At 61.6% G+C, this 17898-nt stretch carries 19 protein-coding genes; 11 read left to right on the forward strand and 8 right to left on the reverse strand.

The features are described 5' to 3' along the window. The first annotated feature begins 50 nt into the window (after nt 1-50). From purF to DBY20_01820, 4 genes are all read left to right on the forward strand, one after another. Nucleotides 51-1412 carry an amidophosphoribosyltransferase gene (gene purF / locus DBY20_01805; protein ID PWL79978.1) on the forward strand — a complete coding sequence of 454 codons (1362 nt, stop codon included), beginning with the start codon at nt 51-53 and terminating at the stop codon, nt 1410-1412. A gap of 117 nt (nt 1413-1529) precedes the next feature. Then, nucleotides 1530-2705 (forward strand): hypothetical protein, encoded by a 1176-nt coding sequence (locus tag DBY20_01810; protein ID PWL79979.1) that lies wholly within the window; start codon nt 1530-1532, stop codon nt 2703-2705. 529 nt (nt 2706-3234) lie between these two features. Then, entirely contained in the window at nt 3235-3504 is a 270-nt protein-coding gene (locus DBY20_01815) for a hypothetical protein (protein ID PWL79980.1), read from the forward strand. Then, entirely contained in the window at nt 3501-3788 is a 288-nt protein-coding gene (locus DBY20_01820) for a hypothetical protein (protein ID PWL79981.1), read from the forward strand. The genes DBY20_01815 and DBY20_01820 overlap by 4 nt, the downstream gene beginning before the upstream one ends. Nucleotides 3789-3830: 42 nt before the next feature. Here DBY20_01820 and DBY20_01825 read toward each other — a convergent pair whose 3' ends face one another. Together DBY20_01825 and DBY20_01830 are read right to left on the reverse strand one after the other, a co-directional pair. Further along, entirely contained in the window at nt 3831-4865 is a 1035-nt protein-coding gene (locus DBY20_01825) for a hypothetical protein (protein PWL79982.1), read from the reverse strand. Nucleotides 4866-4907: 42 nt separating this feature from the next. Beyond that, the gene (locus DBY20_01830) at nt 4908-5108 is read right to left on the reverse strand and encodes a hypothetical protein (GenBank protein ID PWL79983.1); all 201 of its coding nucleotides are present in this window, start codon (nt 5106-5108) and stop codon (nt 4908-4910) included. Between the two features lie 505 nt (nt 5109-5613). On the opposite strand from DBY20_01830, the gene DBY20_01835 reads away from it, so the two are divergent. Continuing rightward, nucleotides 5614-7395 (forward strand): ABC transporter ATP-binding protein, encoded by a 1782-nt coding sequence (locus DBY20_01835; GenBank protein ID PWL79984.1) that lies wholly within the window; start codon nt 5614-5616, stop codon nt 7393-7395. A gap of 176 nt (nt 7396-7571) precedes the next feature. Here DBY20_01835 and DBY20_01840 read toward each other — a convergent pair whose 3' ends face one another. Further along, complete coding sequence (locus DBY20_01840) at nt 7572-8045, reverse strand: DUF3021 domain-containing protein (protein ID PWL79985.1); 474 nt, start codon at nt 8043-8045, stop codon at nt 7572-7574. Between the two features lie 9 nt (nt 8046-8054). Continuing rightward, nucleotides 8055-8492, reverse strand: a complete 438-nt coding sequence (locus DBY20_01845) for a LytTR family transcriptional regulator (protein ID PWL79986.1) — start codon at nt 8490-8492, stop codon at nt 8055-8057. Nucleotides 8493-8714: 222 nt separating this feature from the next. Here DBY20_01845 and DBY20_01850 point away from each other — a divergent pair, with 222 nt between their 5' ends. The 6 genes from DBY20_01850 (at nt 8715) to DBY20_01875 (ending at nt 14143) form a co-directional block, all read left to right on the forward strand. Further along, nucleotides 8715-10169 (forward strand): hypothetical protein, encoded by a 1455-nt coding sequence (locus DBY20_01850; protein PWL79987.1) that lies wholly within the window; start codon nt 8715-8717, stop codon nt 10167-10169. 155 nt (nt 10170-10324) lie between these two features. Further along, nucleotides 10325-10837 (forward strand): MarR family transcriptional regulator, encoded by a 513-nt coding sequence (locus DBY20_01855; GenBank protein ID PWL79988.1) that lies wholly within the window; start codon nt 10325-10327, stop codon nt 10835-10837. Beyond that, nucleotides 10834-11670, forward strand: a complete 837-nt coding sequence (locus tag DBY20_01860; protein ID PWL79989.1) for an amino acid ABC transporter substrate-binding protein — start codon at nt 10834-10836, stop codon at nt 11668-11670. The genes DBY20_01855 and DBY20_01860 overlap by 4 nt, the downstream gene beginning before the upstream one ends. Further along, nucleotides 11639-12472: an amino acid ABC transporter permease gene (locus DBY20_01865; GenBank protein ID PWL79990.1), complete on the forward strand. Its 834-nt coding sequence runs from the start codon at nt 11639-11641 to the stop codon at nt 12470-12472. Before DBY20_01860 ends, DBY20_01865 begins: the two co-directional genes overlap by 32 nt. Continuing rightward, nucleotides 12462-13424: a hypothetical protein gene (locus DBY20_01870; protein PWL79991.1), complete on the forward strand. Its 963-nt coding sequence runs from the start codon at nt 12462-12464 to the stop codon at nt 13422-13424. The genes DBY20_01865 and DBY20_01870 overlap by 11 nt, the downstream gene beginning before the upstream one ends. Before the next feature lie 50 nt (nt 13425-13474). Continuing rightward, complete coding sequence (locus tag DBY20_01875) at nt 13475-14143, forward strand: pyridoxine-5-phosphate oxidase (protein PWL79992.1); 669 nt, start codon at nt 13475-13477, stop codon at nt 14141-14143. Between the two features lie 3 nt (nt 14144-14146). Here the strand turns inward: DBY20_01875 and pstB are convergent, their stop codons facing one another. From pstB to DBY20_01895, 4 genes are read right to left on the reverse strand one after another with little or no spacing between them, the layout of a single operon-like run. After that, on the reverse strand, nt 14147-15001 hold the full coding sequence (gene pstB / locus DBY20_01880; GenBank protein PWL79993.1) for a phosphate ABC transporter ATP-binding protein: 855 nt from the start codon (nt 14999-15001) through the stop codon (nt 14147-14149). 44 nt (nt 15002-15045) lie between these two features. Beyond that, nucleotides 15046-15879, reverse strand: coding sequence for a phosphate ABC transporter permease PtsA (gene pstA / locus DBY20_01885; protein ID PWL79994.1), 834 nt, complete (start codon nt 15877-15879; stop codon nt 15046-15048). After that, on the reverse strand, nt 15876-16736 hold the full coding sequence (pstC, locus tag DBY20_01890) for a phosphate ABC transporter permease subunit PstC (GenBank protein ID PWL79995.1): 861 nt from the start codon (nt 16734-16736) through the stop codon (nt 15876-15878). The genes pstA and pstC overlap by 4 nt, the downstream gene beginning before the upstream one ends. A 19-nt stretch (nt 16737-16755) precedes the next feature. Then, nucleotides 16756-17667 carry a phosphate ABC transporter substrate-binding protein gene (locus DBY20_01895; GenBank protein ID PWL80010.1) on the reverse strand — a complete coding sequence of 304 codons (912 nt, stop codon included), beginning with the start codon at nt 17665-17667 and terminating at the stop codon, nt 16756-16758. Nucleotides 17668-17898 lie beyond the last annotated feature (231 nt).

Genomic DNA, 17898 nt, shown 5'->3' on the forward strand with positions numbered 1-17898 from the left:
CGTCGTGCCATGTCATCGAGGCATCGGGAGGTATCTTGAGTACGGACACCATGGAAGAGGCCTGCGGGGTCTTTGGCATCTACGCGCCGGGCAAGGACGTTGCCCGCATGACGGGCTTTGGCCTGCAGGCACTGCAGCACCGGGGGCAGGAAAGCGCGGGCATTGCCGTGGGGGATGGCGAGACGGTCAACGTCTCCAAGGACCTGGGGCTCGTGACCCAGGTGTTCGATGACGAGCGTCTGGATGCCCTCGTCGGTGACGTCGCGATCGGCCATGTGCGCTATTCCACGAGCGGGTCGAAGGCCTCGTGGGAGGCGGCCCAGCCGCACATGTCGGCCATGGGCGAGGTGCTGCTCGCGCTTGCCCACAACGGTACGCTCACCAACACCAACAAGTTGCGCGCCCGGCTCATAGCCGATGGCGCCCGGCTATACTCGTCGACCGACTCCGAAGTCGCCGCCAAGCTCATCGGCATGTACACGGAGCGCACCAACCACCTGCGCGAGGGCATACGCCATGCCATGGAGCTCATGGAGGGGGCCTATGCCATGGTGCTGTGCACGGCCGATGCCCTCTACGCGTTTCGCGACCCTCACGGCATCCGCCCGCTGTGCATTGGCGAGCTGCCCGACGATGCCGGCTGGGTCATCTCGTCGGAGACCTGCGGGCTGGATATCGTCGGCGCCACTTACGTGCGTGACGTCGAACCGGGCGAGGTCGTGCACGTCAACGACGAAGGCATGCGCTCGTTTATTGCCGTCGAGCCCGCCAGGCGCACCTCGTGCATCTTCGAGTACGTGTACTTCGCCCGGCCCGACAGCGTGATAGATGGCCAGAGCGTCTACCAGGCACGACGCGATACCGGACGCATCCTCGCCCGCGAGAATCCCGTGGAGGCGGACCTCGTGCTCGGCGTTCCCGATTCCGGCGTCCCGGCAGCCCTCGGCTACGCCGCCGAAAGTGGCATCGAGTACACCGACGGCATCGTGAAGAACCGCTACGTGGGCCGTACCTTCATCCAACCCACCGACGAGATGCGTCAGCTCGGCATCAGGCTCAAGCTCAATCCGCTACCCGATGTGATCGCGGGAAGGCGGCTCGTCGTCATCGACGACTCCATCGTGCGTGGCAGCACCTCGCGCAAGCTCGTGGCGATGCTGCGCGATGCGGGAGCCGCCGAGGTGCACCTGCGCATCACGAGCCCGGAGGTGTTGTGGCCCTGCTTCTACGGCATCGACACGGCCACGCGTGAGCAGCTCATCGCGGCGAACATGGATCTCGCGCAGATGAACGAGTGGATCGGATCGGATTCGCTCGCGTTTCTCTCCCTTGCCGGATTGCGCGAGGCGGTTTCCGGTGCGCGCCATCCCTCCTTCTGCGAGGCCTGCTTCACCGGCGAGTATCCCGTCTGATTTGCCGTCCTCGCCTGTAGTTATTCTGGAGCTAGAAGAATTACGGCCTTTCCCGAGGCTGCGCGTATTAAAATAGGCGAATGTGTTTCATGTAACGTTTTCGATCAGGAGGTCAAGATGTTCAAAGCCAACACAGGGTACAGCACGGGCGCGTCGGCATTCGACGCGGGCAAGGAAGCCGCCGCCCAGGCGGTCGAGGGGCTGGACGCCCCCAAGGTGGCATTCGTCTACTGCAGCTGCGACTATAACGTCACGGCGGTCGTCGACGGTGTCAAGGAGGCGATTCCCGGCGTACCGGTTCTGGGCAACACCTCCTTTACTGGCGTCATCGTCTCCGATGGCGGCTACGTGGGCGGTGACGAGCCGTTCGTGGGCGTGATGGTGCTCTCGAGTCCGGAGATGGCCGTCGGCATCGCCGCGGCAGATCGCGCGCAAAACGACGATCCCTTCGAGGCCGGCCTCATCATGGCCGAGGCCGCGCTTGACGCCGCGGGCAAGGACGTCGCCCCCGACTTCTTCTACATGGCCGCCTCTCCTGCCGAAGAGGAGCTCTACCTCAAGGGCATTTCCTCTGTCATCGGGCGCGTGCCCTTCTTCGGTGGTTCGGCTGCCGATAACTCCATCGCCGGCGAGTGGAAGCTCTACGATACCGACGAGAGCTTCGGTGACGGCTGCGTCATCGCGCTCTTCTGGGACGCTCCGGCGATGACCAACATGTTCACCGGTGCCTATCACGAGACGGACGACTTCGGCGTCATCACGAAGGTCAACGGTCTGCGCACTATCGCCGAGATCGACGGCGTGCCGGCCGCCAAGAAGTACCAGGAGTGGACCGGCTGCTCCGACGACGATATCGCCGGTGGCAACCTGCTGGCCTACTCGATCACCTCGCCGCTCGGCGTCAAGGATCGTCTGGGCGACCTGGTCGCCATCCGCCACCCGATGAACGGCAATGACGACTTCACGATCAACGTGGGCAACAACCTGGCCGAAAAGACCTGCGTCATCCGCATGGAGGCCACGGTCGACGAACTGATTGCGTCGGTGCCCGATACGCTCGAGTCGCTCATTGACATGATGCCCGGCAAGCCCGCCGCCTTCCATCTGGTGCATTGCGGTGGTCGTCGTGCCGGTATCGACGCGCGCATTGGTGAGGTTGCCGATGCCGTTGCCAAGATCGCCGGTGACGTACCCTACATCATGGAGTTCACCTTCGGCGAATACGGCTTCGAGTCCGACAACAACAACACCTGCGGCGGCCTCATGCTGTCGTTCACGGGCTTCAGCGAATAGCGCAGGGCTTTCGACCGGGGCGCTCGCCAGATTGCGCCATCGTCATTTCGACCGATGCGACCGTTGGGTTGCGTCATCGTCATCTCGACCGATGCGACCGTTGGGTAGCGTTGTTGTCGACTGGAGCGGCCGTTGGGTTGCGTTGTTGTCATCTCGACCGAAGGCGCGCAGCGCCGGAGTGGAGAGATCTTCTAAAGCTGGAGAGATTTCTCGACTTCGCTGTGCTGTGCTCGAAATGCTGAAAGGGAAGGGGTCGCCATCACGGCGACTCCTTCTTCTTTTGCGCGAAGAGGAAGTAGGGGGATGACGCGCATTGACGTTCGAAACGCGTGCAATGTGCCCCATTCGCACATCTCTGTCACTGCTAAATAAAACGCAAACTGCTCTGAATTACATGCTATAATCGAACAAATGTTCTGGTTGGAAGCCTCCTAACTTCGATGAGAAGGACAGCCTCTCGAAGGTCAGGAGGTCATTGTGCGCACGCGTTCCATTCCGTATAATTACGTAATACGAAATAGGGTAGACCATGTTTGAGGTAATGGTGCATCCTCACGCCCTGAAGCACGGGATTTCCGAGTCGGACATCCTGCATGCGTGGGAGAACTTCATCGCGAAGCAACGGAGGGCGGCGCCACGGGAAGGTGAGATCGTTGCCATAAGCGTGACAGCGAATGGAACGATGATTCAACTTATCGCAAAAGATCTCGGGGATGTGCTTTTGATCTTTCATACCATGGCTCCGCCTTCGGAGAAAGTAATGAGGGAATTGGGTCTGAAAAGGAGGCGGGCGCGATGATGACGGCAGAAGAAATCGAGGAGCGCCTTGGTATCTCACAAGCGCAAGTCGAGGAGTGGTCGGCGGCATGGGAGCGTGGTGAGCTTCCTGGAGAGCCCGTGGGCGAGGTCATATACGGGCGTCCCCTGAAGTTTGGCGAGCCCTTGCAGGTCGTGACCTTCAAGGATACCGAGCAACATATCAACGCCATGGACAGGCGTGCCAGCGAGCTTGGGTTCAAGCGCTCCGATTATCTACGCTGGCTCATCTCTCAGGACCTCGCGGCTGCCGGCCTTGCCTCGTAGTCCTGCGTGGTATCGAATGAGAGTACTGGGGACCCGTTTGGATTACTCGTGCACCCAACGGAGGGGCACGGATGCCTCGTCTGCCAATGCGTGACGGCAATCCTCGAATGCCCTGTGGCATGCCTCGTAGACATCGCCCGTGAACTCGTCGTGATAGAAGGCGCTGATGACGAAGCCGAAGTTCATGTCGCGTATGGGCAGGATAGTGAGGGGACCCTCGAACATCGTGGCGTTCATGTTCGAGATGAACGCGACACAGTCCTCGGTGCGCAGCTTCAGGTAGAGCAGGTCCATGTCCATGTAGAGCTCCTCGGCCTCGGCGACGATCTCGTCATCCACGAAGGGGCGTACCTGTTCGGCAAGTCCCGAGGACAGGTAGCTGTCGGGAATGAGCAGCTTTTGGTCGCGCAAGTCATCGAGGGTTATGCCATCGGTCATGGATGCCAGGGGGTTCTCGCGGTTGCATACGATGACGAACTGGTCGTGGTAGATGGGCGTGGACCGGTAGTTGGATGAAATCGAACTATCCACGTTGATCCCAATCGCCACGTCGACGTTGTGTTCCTCCAGTGCTTGTCGAAGCTCGCCGTATTTCATGCACAGGAGCGAGAGGCGGATGTTGGGATGCTCCTTGGCCATGGAGTTCACGAATCGTACGAGGAAGGGACGCGCGCCGTTGCGCAGGTAGCCGATGCGCACGAGCTCGCCGCCTGTGCTGGAGACGGCTCTCACGCGCTCTCGTGCCAGGTTCCATCCGCGTAAAAGGGACTGCGCCTCCTGGAGGAAGACCTCTCCGGCGTCCGTCAGCTCGACACCGTGCGTGTTGCGCACGAGGAGGAGTGCGCCGAGCGACTCCTCAAGCGCGGCCATGTGACGACTTATAACCGAGCGGCTCACGAAGAAATGCTCCGCAGTGCGCCGAAAGCTCAGGCTACGCGCCAAGTGGACAAACTCGTCAAGATACTCGAAATTCATCACATCACCCGGATTGGTTCGACCTCTCATTTGAGGTCTCATGATAGCAAGGAAGAGGAATGGCGCCTGCCTGAAAGGCGCCACATAGCGAAGGAGCCCCACGAATGGGGCTCCTTCTTCTTGCGTCTCTTGCGTCGTCGAACGCTAGGCTGCGTTCTTCTGCTCTGCTGCGACGCCCGTGGACTTCACGGTGTTCTCCTTCGCGGCCTGCTCGAGCTTGTCCTTGCGCTCGGTGCGACGAATCTGGAGGTTCAGCAGCAGTCCGCCGCCAACCAGCAGCACGATCATGACGATGAGAACTACGAGGTCGTTGCTCATGGTATCGTCCTTTCCCTTAAACCCCATCCTTCGACACCTCGATGACAATGGCGTCCGGGCTCTCTACCTGGTGCAGTAAACGCGTCGGTGTTGCCAAAACCGCAATGGTGACTTCGGGTCAGCATGGGGGGTTGGAAGGTTACACCGGAGGAACGTTTAATTCGAAATCGCGAATTTTGTTGTCTTCCCTGATGCGCAGATTTGGCGCTTGTCTAGGATGCCGCGAGGCTCGATGCGCAGATTTGGCGCTTGTCTAGCCAAAAGCAGCTCTTGGCCCTAGACATTCGGCAAAAGTGCGCACACGGCAGTCGCCAAACCTAGACATCCGGCAAAAGTGCGCACGCGGCAGCCACCAAGCCTAGACATCCGGCAAAAGTGCGCACGCGGCAGCCTCTGGCTCCGGTTCCAGTTCACGATGAGGCGCCATTGTAACGGGCAGTCGACGCCCATCGTTGCTTCAGCGCTTTTCCCGGAGTATGGAGTAAACTCTCAGCCACACACAGCCGCCAAAAGACGCGGGAAGAGGAAGTCGATGTCGAAGAAGCAATCGTTGACGAGGCGTAGCCTGCACTATTACTGGCTGGCGACGCGCAATCACCTAGGACTGTTCGTGGCGCTCGTTGCCTCGACTATCGGGTTCTGCGGCTTTCTCACCTACGGTAATCCCTACGTGATGAGCCTCATCGTTGATCGCATCGCCGCCGAGCCGGTGGCCGCGGATCAGGTGTTCGCGGTGTTCGGTCCCTACATCGCGGCGCTCATTGGCATCAACGTCGCCGGCCAGGCATGTAGCAAGCTTCAAGACTACACGCTCTGGAAGCTGCAGATCGCCGTGAACTACGATCTTGCCACCATGGCCTTCGACTGCCTGTGCAACCAGTCGCTGTCGTTTCACTCCAACCGCTTCGGCGGCACGCTCGTGAGCCAGACCTCCAAGTTCATGGCCGGCTATACCCAGCTGCTCCAGACCATGAACTTCCCGTTCCTTCCCATCCTGTGCTCGATCACCTTCACCTGCCTCATTCTGTTTCCCGCCGTGCCCATCTACGCCGGCGTGCTCATGGCCATGCTCGCCGTGTACGCCGTCATCTCCTACATCATGTACAAGCGCATTCTGCACCTGAACGAGAGGGCGGCCAGCGCCCAGAACCAGCTGTCCGGAGAGCTGTCCGACGCGGTCACCAACATCCTTGCCGTGAAGACCTACGGCCGCGAGGAGTACGAGCGCCAGCTCTTCGACGCGGCCAACAGGGAAGTAGTGGCCCGCGACTCCAAGCGCATGTGGGCCTCGCTTGCCCGCGGCATCACCACGGCGGCCATCACCGTGGTGATCATGTCCGTGGTGACGGTGTTCATTTCCGGTGGCAACGCCTGGTTCGGCATCACACCGGGCACGGTCATCCTCATGTTCACGTACACGAACACGGTGACCAACCAGTTCAACTTCATCAACACGGGCCTACAGCGCATCAACCAGGCCTTTGGCGATGCCTCCGGCATGACCGCCGTGCTCGACGAGCCGCGCCTCGTGGCCGACAAGCCCGACGCCAAGCCGCTCGACGTGGAGGAAGGCGAGATCGATTTCGACGACATCAACTTCTGGTACACCGACGGTGATGTGAAGACGCAGGTGTTCGACGACTTCAACCTGCACATCCCTGCCGGCCAGCGCGTTGGGTTGGTGGGGATGTCGGGCGCGGGAAAGACCACGCTCACCAAGCTGCTGTTGCGCCTTGCCGACATCCAGGAGGGCGAGATCCTGGTGGACGGCCAGAACGTGGCCGACGTGACCCAGCAGAGCCTGCGCCGCCAGATTGCCTACGTGCCCCAGGAGGCGCTGCTGTTCCACCGCACCATTGCCGAGAACATCGCCTACGGGCGCCCCGACGCCACCATGGAGGAGATTCGCGAGGCTGCCCGCGCCGCAAACGCGCTGGAGTTCATCGAGGCGCTTCCCCAGGGCTTCGCCACCATCACCGGTGAGCGCGGCATCAAGCTTTCCGGGGGCCAGCGCCAGCGCATCGCCATCGCCCGCGCGATGCTCGCCGACTGTCCCATCCTCGTGCTCGACGAGGCGACGAGCGCGCTCGATTCCGAGAGCGAGGCCGCCGTGCAGGAGGCGCTGGCCCGCCTCATGGAGGGCCGCACCGCCATCGTGGTGGCGCATAGGCTGTCCACGGTGGCGAGCCTCGACCGCATTGTCGTGCTGTCAGAAGGGCGCATCGTGGAAGATGGCCCGCATGCCGAGCTCGTGGCCAAGGGTGGCGACTACGCGCGGCTATGGAACCGCCAGACCGGCGCGTTCGGGGAGTGAGGGAGTCGAATGAACGGTGTGCCAAGAACCCCATGCTCCTGACATCGAATGCCAAGGTGCACGGTCACTGACCGCTATCTTTGGCAGAATGCCAGGAACCACGGTCACTGACCGTCAACCTTGGCAGCGTGCTCGTGAACCGGGTCACGCACTCGCGGTTCCGGGCAGCTTCGGACCTAGCGCCCGGACTTGTACCTCTCGAGCTTCTCGTTGAGCGCTTTGGCCTCGCGTCGGTAGATCATCGTGAAGAGCACGGTAAGAAGCGCCAGGATCACGATGTAGATGACGGTCCAGCTAATCCATGCGCCCGGAATGTCGGTGGGAAACCAGCCGAAGAGCGCGGCGAGTGGCGTGAGGACGGCGTAGAAGCCCACGCCAAACAGGGCGACGCGAGCGGCATAGCCGAGCCTGCGTATGACCAGCGGCGTGAAGAAGACGAGCTGCATGACCACAGCGAGGAGCATGGCCCCTGCGATGCCCCAGCAGTACATGATGCCCGTCCGGGCCTCCGCATCGGCGAAGATCATGCCGAAGACCATGCTGAACAGCATGAAGATGGTAAACGCTATGCAGAAGTTGATTCCCAGCATCTTGAGGACCTCGCCGGGTCCCTTTCTCTCGGTGTCTATGATCTTATGGCTCATCGTCATCTTCTCCTCCTATGCGTTCAGTTGTTTCCTTATTTCACCCGCGTACTTGCGCGAGATCACGATCTCCTCGTCGTTGTCCAGCCGGGCGAGCAGCCTGCCGCCGACGTAGGGACGTAGTCCCGCGACACGGCACAGGTTGACGAGACAGTTCCGGGCAACCTTGACGAAGCCGGTGTCCACCAGGCGCTCTTCCAGCTCGCAGAGGCGAAGCGGCATCTCCAGGACCGCATCGCCCGTGTAGGCGAAGCTGTGGCCGTCGATGGACTCCGCGTAGAGAATCTCGCCTGCGGAGACAACGCGCATCTCGCCATCGCTCTTGCCCGTCATCTTGCGGTCATGCATGCGCAGACTGGCGATGATGGAGGCAACGCGTTCGTCCACGACGGCGCAACGCAGGAGGATTTCCGGTTCGCGCAGGGATTCGTCAGTTTCGATCTCGATCTTCATGGCCCTTCCTTTCTCGACGAGAGTATAGGGCGCAAGCTGCGAGGGGAGGAGCTCGTCCGAGCGAGATGCACGGGGATGCCACCGAAATGCACGCGACGGTACGACATAGCGCTCTCGTCACAGCGGGTTTCGTCGCGCTCTGCGTCGTGAGGTTCCGGTTTGGTATCCTTGTCGCGAATCATCGGCAACCCTAACGAGTAACGAAACGGATTTGCTAGCCTCATGTCGATATACCAACGTGTGCTGAAGTACCTCTGCGTCGCGATCATCGTCTTCGCGTCCTGTTTGACACTTGCGGGCTGCGTGTTCCTGGCGACACTGCTCATGGGCATCAGCCTGGATGGCATCGTCGAAAACGCCAATGCAGCCGACGTGCTCGTGGTCATCGGAACGCTCGGGGGATTCTATACCACGCTCGGAGTCGCCGAAATCGTTGCAGGCGTCCTGGGACTGCGTTGCGTGAAGAGGCCCGATGCCGACAGGCCCTTCGTCATCCTGTCCATCGTGCTGCTCGTGGTCAGCCTGGGAAACATCATCTACCATGCCGTCACCGGCACTATCGATGGTGACAACATTATCACCCTGCTGTTACCGCTGTTGCTGCTGACGCTCGCCATGGTCTGTGCCATCCAAGTCAAACGCGGCTATGACAACGGGACCATCCGCGAACTGCCCGTCAAGCCGCAGGAGGAGCGGCTCGGGTTCCTGCGAGTCATCCAGGTTCTCTTCGCTATCAACATCGTGGCGACGCTCGTTAGCGTGGCGGCCGTGCAGTCCGGCGGGTACGTGCTCGGATTCGATGAAGTCCTCGACCTCGTCAATCTCGTGTTCGATGGCGTGTGCTTCTGGCTCATCATGCAGCGTTCCAAGGCGACGCGCTGGTGGGTGATCGGCTTCAGCTCGTTCAACATCGTGGTGGGTACCATCTGCAACGTGGCAATCGGCCAGTTCGATCCCATCTCGCAGCTCGTGGCCTGTGCCTTCGACATCTTCCTGCTCCTTTACTTCTGTCTTGCCAAGCGCCCGCGCCTTGTGCTGACCCAGGAGTTCACGGTGCGTCGCGTGCACGAGATGGTGCTCGAGGCGTGGGATCTCTACAAGCCGCGCACCTGGTCGTTCTGGCGTTCCATGATCATCTACTACTGCCTGTTCAGCATCGTGGGCCATTGGATGGAAGCGGGCTTCTGCACCCTCATCATGTGGGGCATCGTGCCGGGAATCTACGATCCCAATTCCGGCATCTGGCATGACTACCTCAATCCGTTTCCCGTCTACGGGTTTGGCATGGTGGCTTGCGCCGTCTTGCTCTACCCGCTCAAGAACGTGCTTGAGGACAAGCTCGGGGGATTGTGGAAGCCGCTTCTCGTGAGCTTCGTGCTGAACACCCTCGTGTGCTCGGGTATCGAGCTCACCCTTGGCCTCGTGCAGAACATGCCCGATGCAAACGGCGTCTACCCCCTCTGGGATTACTCGACGATGCCGTTCAACTTCATGGGACAGATATGTCTCCAGAACTCGCTTCTCTTCGGCGTGGTCGCCACGCTCGTGACCTGGGTCATCTTTCCGGCGCTCCAGCGTATCTATGTTCGGCTACCGGAAGACATGCGGCAGACGCTCTTCGTGGTGGTCGTCGTGTTCTACGCGATCGTGCTCTGCCTCTACGTGATCAACATCTAGCGGGAGAGACGCACGGGTGGTGGTTGCAGCCGGACCAGACAAAAGTGCCCCGGCGACAACTGTCTGGTTCGGCATGGCATGCTGAAACCTAGCATGTTGACGATACTTCGATATCGAAGTATTATTCCCGAAATGACGTCGAGAATCGGGGACGCATGATGGCGAGTGTTACGAATCGTGACAAGGGACAGACGTACCCCGCGGGGGCATCGAGCTTCGTGAGCACGCTCTCGCGCACGCTTGCCGCCGCGAACCGCTTTCTCATGACGCGTCTGCGCGACGAGGGACTCGACACCCTCGTGCCATCCCACGGTGACATCCTCATGCATCTGTTCGTCCACGAGTCCGTGACCATGCATGAGCTCGCGCGTGCCATCGGCCGGGAGCCCTCCACGGTCACCAGCCTCGTCAAGAAGCTCGCGAACGCCGGTTACGTGCAGACGGACAAGCATGGGAGCGATCGCCGCATAACCTACGTGACCTTGACCGATGAAGGCAAGGAGCTTAGGGGCATATTCGACGGGATTTCCGCGGAGCTCGTCTACGTGCAGATGGACAGGGTGACACCACAAGGATTCGACGTTACCCGTGACACGCTCGAGACCATGAGGAGAAACTTCGAGGAAGCACTTGATACTCACGGAAAAGGAAATGGAGACAAATCATGAGAAAGAGACTGACCCTGGCATTTGCCCTGACGGCTGTCCTGGCGCTTGGCGTGCTCGGCCTTGTGGGCTGCGGATCGCAAGGTGGCGGCACGCAATCGCAGGATAGCAAGCCCGTCCTCACGGTGGCGATGGAGCTCGCCTACCCGCCGTTCGAGACGAAGGACGACGCTGGCAATCCCGCCGGCCTGGCCGTAGACTTCATGCGGGACTTCGCGAATCGCTACGGCTATGACCTTGTGATCGAGAACACGGCCTGGGACGGCCTTATCCCATCGCTGCAGACCGATAAGGCCGACTGCGTCATCAGCTCCATGACCATCACCGAGGAGCGCAAGGAGGCCGTCGACTTCTCCGACCCGTACGCCATGGCGCAGCTCGCCATACTCGCCAACGCCAATTCGGGCGTCGCGAGCATCGACGACCTCAATCAGCCCGACAAGAAGGTCGCCGTCAAGACCGGATCGACCGGTGACGTGTACGCCACCAAGAACCTGCCCGAAGCCCAGATCGTCCGCCTGGCCGACGAGAGCGCCTGCGTCACCGAGGTCGTCCAGGGCAAGGCCGACGGCTTCCTCTACGACCAGCTGACCATCTACCGCAACAACGTCGCCAACCCGGATACCACCGAGGCGATCTTCATCCCCTTCCAAGAGGCCGAGTCGTGGGGCATCGCGGTGAAGAAGGGCGATACCGAGCTGCTCGACCAGCTCAACGAGTTTATCGCCGCATCCAAGGCCGATGGCGAGTTCGATCGCCTGACCGAGAAGTATCTCGCTGACGAGAAGCAAGCCTTCGACGAGCATGGTTTCAAGTGGTTCTTCGACTTCGAGTGAGGGGAGTGCAGTCGTGTCCGTGTTGCGTAGTCTGTTCGTGGCGCCTGTGGGCGAGGCGGTCGCTCCGCTGAAGAAGGCCGTCAACTACCTGCTCGTGTGCGTGGCGGTCATCCTCGTCGTGGGGTGTTCGCTCGGTGCCGTCGGCATCACGCTGAACTTCGACTTCGTGGGTCAGTACCGGCTGCGCATCTTCGACGGCTTCATGCTCACGGTGTGGCTGTCGGTCGCGAGCCTCATAGGCAGCATGCTCATCGGCGTGCCGGTCGCCCTCGGCAAAAACTCGCGCATCCTGCCCATCCGCTACCTATGCGATCTCTACGTCAAGATCATTCGCGGCACGCCGCTCATCGCCCAGATCTACCTGTTCTACTACATCATCGGGACGGCCTGGGGCGTGGAAAACCGCGTCGTGGCCGGCATCATCATCCTGTCGGTCTTCGCCGGTGCCTACATCGCAGAGATCGTGCGCGCGGGCTACGAGTCGCTCGACCGCGGGCCGCTCGAGGCGGCACGCGCCCTGGGGCTCACCCGCGTCCAGACTGCCGTGTCGGTGGCGCTGCCCCAGATGGTGACCCGCACGCTTCCGGCGCTGACCGGCCAGTTCGCTTCCATCATCAAGGACTCGTCGCTGCTCTCGGTCATCGCCGTCATCGAGTTGACCCAGACCATGCGCGAGATCAGCGCGACCAACTACAACTTCTTCGGGTGCTTCCTGCTTCTGGGGGCGCTCTATCTCTGCCTGACCCTGCCGGTCATGCTCGTGAGCCGCTACTTCGAGAGGAGACTCGACTATGCGCACTGATCGGCTTTCGCGCATCGGCGTTCTCTACGAGTCCGACGAGTGGTCGGACCACAAGCTGGCAGCCGAGCTCGTCACGGCGCTTGCCGATGCGTGCGGCGACGGTGCGCCCACGGTCGAGATGATTGACATGACGCGCGGGGATTGCGTGGAGCGGGCCCTGGGCTGCGACATGCTCGTGAGTCGCGTGTTCGCCAGCGCGCGCTTTCGCGGACACGACGCCGCCCTCGCGCACATGGAGCGGCTCGTGGACGAAGTGCGAGCCCGTGACATCGTCATGATCAACGAGCCACGCGCGCATCGCTACGAGATCAGCAAAGTGGCGGCAACGCGCACGCTCGCGGAAGCCGGCCTAATGACGCCGGCGATCATCGCCTTTGGCATGCCGGAAGAGCTTGATGCCTCGGCCTTTGCGTATCCCTGCGTCATCAAGCCCGATTGCGGCGGTCGCAGCACGCATACGTTACTCGCGCATGACGAAGACGAGGCAAAGTGTTTTCTCGCGCAGGCGCCCGCGATGCCCTTCGTGGCGCAGGAGTATGTCGAGCCCGAGTTCGGCTACGTGACGCGCATCGAGGTGGTGGATGACGAGCTGCCGCTCATCGCCAAGCGCAGCATCGGCGACGGCGGCCTGTCCTCCTATCATGCCGGCTCCACCTACGAGCTCTATCCCGATTGTCCCGATGCGGTGAGGCAAGCCGCCTTGCGCGCCACGGCGGTGCTCGGCATCGGCTTTGGGAGCTTCGACGTCATAGAAACCAGGCACGGTGCCTATTTCATAGATGCCAACAGCGTCTCCAACGTGTCCGAGGACTGCACCAAGCTGTTCGGATTCGACCTGATGCGCGCCCATGCACGGGGAATGGCGCGCAGATACTGCCAGATGCGTTCCGATTCAGACAATGAGACAGTTTGCTCAGGTCAATCTGTCTCATTTACAGGCACCAGTAGATAATGAGACAAGTTGCTCAGACCAAACTGTCTCATTGAGAAAGGGGAGATGCCATGCTGAGCATCAAGGACGTGTACGAGAAGTTCGACGAGATCGGGTGTTGCAGCTTTGCGACGCTCGATGGCAACGGGGGAGTGGATTCGCGCATCGCACACTTCTTTGCCTATGATGACGAGGGGCTCTATCTGCGCACCATGACGGGCAAGCCGTTCTTCCGGCAGTTGATCGAGGGTGGTAAGCTCTCCGTGTGCGGCGAGCGTACCGATGCGCCCGTGACATGGGACGACGAGAACATGCCGCACTTCCAGCCCGGCTACATGATGCGCGCGAGCGGCAGCGTGCGCCTTCTCACCGACGAGGAACTTTCCGCCAAGGCCGCGGCCAACCCCATGTTCGCCGTGGCGACCTACGATATAAACAAGTATCCGGAGACCGTGGTCCTCGTCATGGATAGCGCCTGGGGTGAGCTCTACGACTACGACTTCAACATGGTGCACCGCGACCACAAGATCCTGCGCGAGCGCTTCGCGTGGGGTGGCGCGGCTTTCGTGCCCGCAGGCTTCACCATCACCGATGAGTGCATTGAGTGCGGTACGTGCATGGACGCCTGCACGCACAAGGCCATCGTCGCCGGGACGCCGTACCGCATCTTGGGCGAGCGCTGCGACGAGTGCGGCAACTGCCATCATGCCTGCCCCGCCGGCGCCGTCGTCGAGAAGTAGCGCCTACCCGAACCTTCCCGCGACGTAGTCTGCGGTGCGCTCGTCACGCGGATGCGTGAACAAGGTTTCCGTGTCGTCGGCCTCGATCATCTCTCCCAGAAGGAAGAACGCGGTCTTGGTCGAGACGCGCAGGGCCTGCAGCATGTTGTGGGTTACCATGATGACGGTATAGCGGTGCCTGAGCTCGCCGACGAGTTCCTCGATCTTGGCCGTCGATATGGGGTCCAGCGCACTCGTGGACTCGTCGAGCAGGAGCACCTCCGGCTTCACCGCCAGCGCACGGGCGATGCACAGGCGCTGCTGCTGTCCTCCGGACAGGCCCAGGGCGCTGTGCTTCAGACGGTCCTTGACTTCGTCCCAGATGGCGGCGTCGCGAAGGGACGACTCGACGATGTCGTCCAGCTCGCCGCGGTTGCGGACGCCGTGGGTCCGCGGGCCGAAGGCGACGTTGTCGTAGATGCTCATCGGGAACGGGTTGGGCTGCTGGAATACCATGCCGACGCGCCTGCGCAGGTCGGTGGTGGGCATCGTGCGGTAGACGTCATGGCCGTCGAGCTCGATGCAGCCTCGTACCGAGCAGCCCTCGACGAGGTCGTTCATTCGGTTGAGCGTCTTGAGCAACGTCGACTTGCCACAGCCGGACGGGCCGATGAGGGCCGTCACCTCGTTTTTGGGAAAGGAGAGCGAGATGTCCTTGAGCGCATGAAAGTCGCCGTAGTGCAGGTTCAGGCCCCTCACCTCCATCTTGGCCTCGCGGTTTGGGCATGCGGAGCCCATGGCCATGTCATCGGGGCATACATGAGGATCGCGAGGCTCGTTCATGACGATTGCCGGGGTCTTCTCTCGGACGCATTCCATCGGATTGTCCTTTCGCTTGATAGGGGTATCGGATTTCGACATCGCTAGCCCCGCACGTTCAATCGCTTGACGACGAGGTTCGTCCCCGCGTTCAGCAACACGACGAGGACGAGCAGCACGACGGCCGTGGCATAGGTTTCGTTCAGGTGCAGTCCCTCGCTTGCCAGGACGTACATGTGCACGGCGAGCGTGCGGCACGAGTCGAACAGGGCGAAGACGCCCTCGCCGCCAAAGTCGGGGATTTGCGCCACGGTGCCGGCGGTGAACAACAGCGCCGCCACCTCGCCGACGCAGCGGCCCAGCGCGAGCAGCACGCCACCGAAGATGCCGGGCAGCGCGCTCGGGAGCACGCAGCGGAATATGGTGCGCACGAGTCCGGCTCCCAGGGCAAGCCCGCCGTGCTTGTAGGATTGGGGCACGGCGAGAAGGGCCTCCTCGGTCGTGCGCATGATGATGGGGAGCACCATGATCGCCAGGGTGCACGCGCCCGCGAGTAGCGAGAGGCCCCAACCCAGAAGCGTCGTGAAGAAGAGCAGGCCGAACAGTCCGTACACGATCGACGGGATGCCCTGGAGCGTCTCGGTCGTCATGCGCACCACGCGTACGAAACGGCTCGCGGGCCTCGCGTACTCGACGAGGTACACCGCCGAGGCGATGCCGACGGGAGCTGCGATGATGAGGGCGAAAAGCGCCATCAGGACCGTGTCGACCAGGGCGGGCATGAGCGAGACGTTGTCGGAGGTGTACTCCCATTCGAACAGGGTCGGACTGAGGTTCGGGATGCCGTTCACCAGGATGAACCCAATGATCAGGACGAGCATCGCCGTCGACAGGATGGCGCCCGCGTATACCACGGCGCGAAGGAGACGGGCCGTCATCTCAGGGCACCTCGTTTCTTTATCGCGCCGAACAGCAGGCTTATGAGCATGACGAACACGAAGAGCACGACGCCGGTGGCGATGAGCGCTCCGCGATGCAGGTCTGCGGCGTAACCCATCTCGAGCACGATGTTGGCGGTCATCGTGCGCACGCCATCGAAGATGGAGGAGGGAATGACGGCCTGGTTTCCCGCCACCATGACCACGGCCATCGTCTCTCCGATGGCACGCCCCACGCCCAGGACGACGGACGCCATGATTCCCGAGAACGCGGCTGGCACGATGATGCGAAAGACCGAGCGCTCGTGCGTGGCCCCCAGGGCGAGCGCCCCCTCGTAGTAGCTCCGGGGTACCGCATCGAGGGCGTTCTTCGACACGGTGATGATGGTGGGCAGGATCATGATGCCCAAGAGGAAGGAGGCGGCGAGCAGCGACAATCCGTTGCCCGGGCCGATCGAGCGTACGATGGGGACGACCACCATGAGGCCAAAGAAGCCGTAGACGACCGACGGGATGCCGGCGAGCAGCTCGACGGCGGGTTTGAGCAGCCGCGCGATGCTCGCGTTCGCGAAGCGGGAGAGGAAGATCGCCGTCAGGATGCCCGCGGGCACGCCGACGACAATCGCCCCGGCGGTGACGTAGAGGCTACCGACTATCATGGGGAATATCCCGTACATATCGCTTCCCGGTTTCCAGGTGCATCCCAGCAGGAAGTCGGGTAGTCCTATTTGCGCCATGGCGGGAACCCCGTTGGCAAAGAGGAAGAGGCAGATGAGCGCCACGGCCAGGATGGAGATCGCGGCAGCGGCGGCAAAGAGCCACCGCGCCACGCCTTCCTTGAGGGTCTGCCTTGACATGGAATGGCTCATGGGATGGCTAGCCAATCACGTCGGCCCAGGTCTTTGCGACACCGGAGAAGATGTCCTTAACCTGCTGGCTGGTCAGCTCGTCGACGGATGAGGACGGTGTGACGATTACGGCGATTCCGTCACGGGCGATGGGCTGGGACCTGACGCCAGCGGCAACTTCGGAATCCTTGAGCTCGCGGGATGCCATGCCGATGTCACAGGTGCCCTCGATGGCCATGTTCACGCCCGTGGTGGAGTCCGACTGCTGGACCTCGATGGTGACGGCGGGATTGACGGACTCATAGGCCTCGGCGAGCTTCTCCATCACCGGCGTGACCGATGACGATCCCGCGATCACGACCTTGCCGGACACGTCGCCCTTCTGGTAGGGCTGGGCGGCGTCGTTGACGGCAATGTAGTGGTTATCCTCGACGATGGCCTGTCCGTCGGCGCTCATGACGAAGGTGACGAAGTCGTTTGCCGCCGCATTGGACATGTCGCTGAGGACGATGTTGAAGGGACGCGAGACCTTGTAGGAGCCGCCCTTCACATTGCCCGCCGTCGCCTCCACGCCGTCGATGCGGACGGCCTTGACGGAGTCGTTGAGCGAGCCGAGGGAGATGTAGCCGATTCCATTGGGGTCGTTGGCGACCGACGTCATCATGACCGACGTGGAGTTGGTGATGGCCGCCTTGTCGGTCGTGGTATCGGTCTTGTTGCCCTGCGCGTCCTTTTCCTCCAGGCCGAAGAGCTCGATGAAGGCTCCGCGCGTTCCGGATCCGTCCTCGCGCGAGTAGACGGAGATCTGCTCGTCGCCGACCGAGTTCTGGGCGCCGGATTCCTGGCCCGGCGAGGAGCACCCGATTACGGCGAATGCTCCCAGGATGCAAGCCATCGCCATGAGAATCGTCACGGCGGCGCGTGCTATTGTCTTGGTCATGTCCAAATCCTTTCCTATGGTCATTGCCCATCTCCATGTCATGGATGGGCTTTGGCCACAGGATAGGATCGGGATGTAAAGCTCCTATCAGGCGCTTGTAAAACCTCTGCAAAATGCGATGGGGCGCATAGGCGACGGGGAGGGGATAGGGGGGGGCGAGACACATTGGACAGGTACATCTGTCTCATGAACCCCAATGAGACAGATGTACCTGTCCAATGTGTCTCGCCC

The sequence above is a fragment of the Coriobacteriia bacterium genome (assembly GCA_003149935.1).
Taxonomy (GTDB): domain Bacteria; phylum Actinomycetota; class Coriobacteriia; order Coriobacteriales; family QAMH01; genus QAMH01.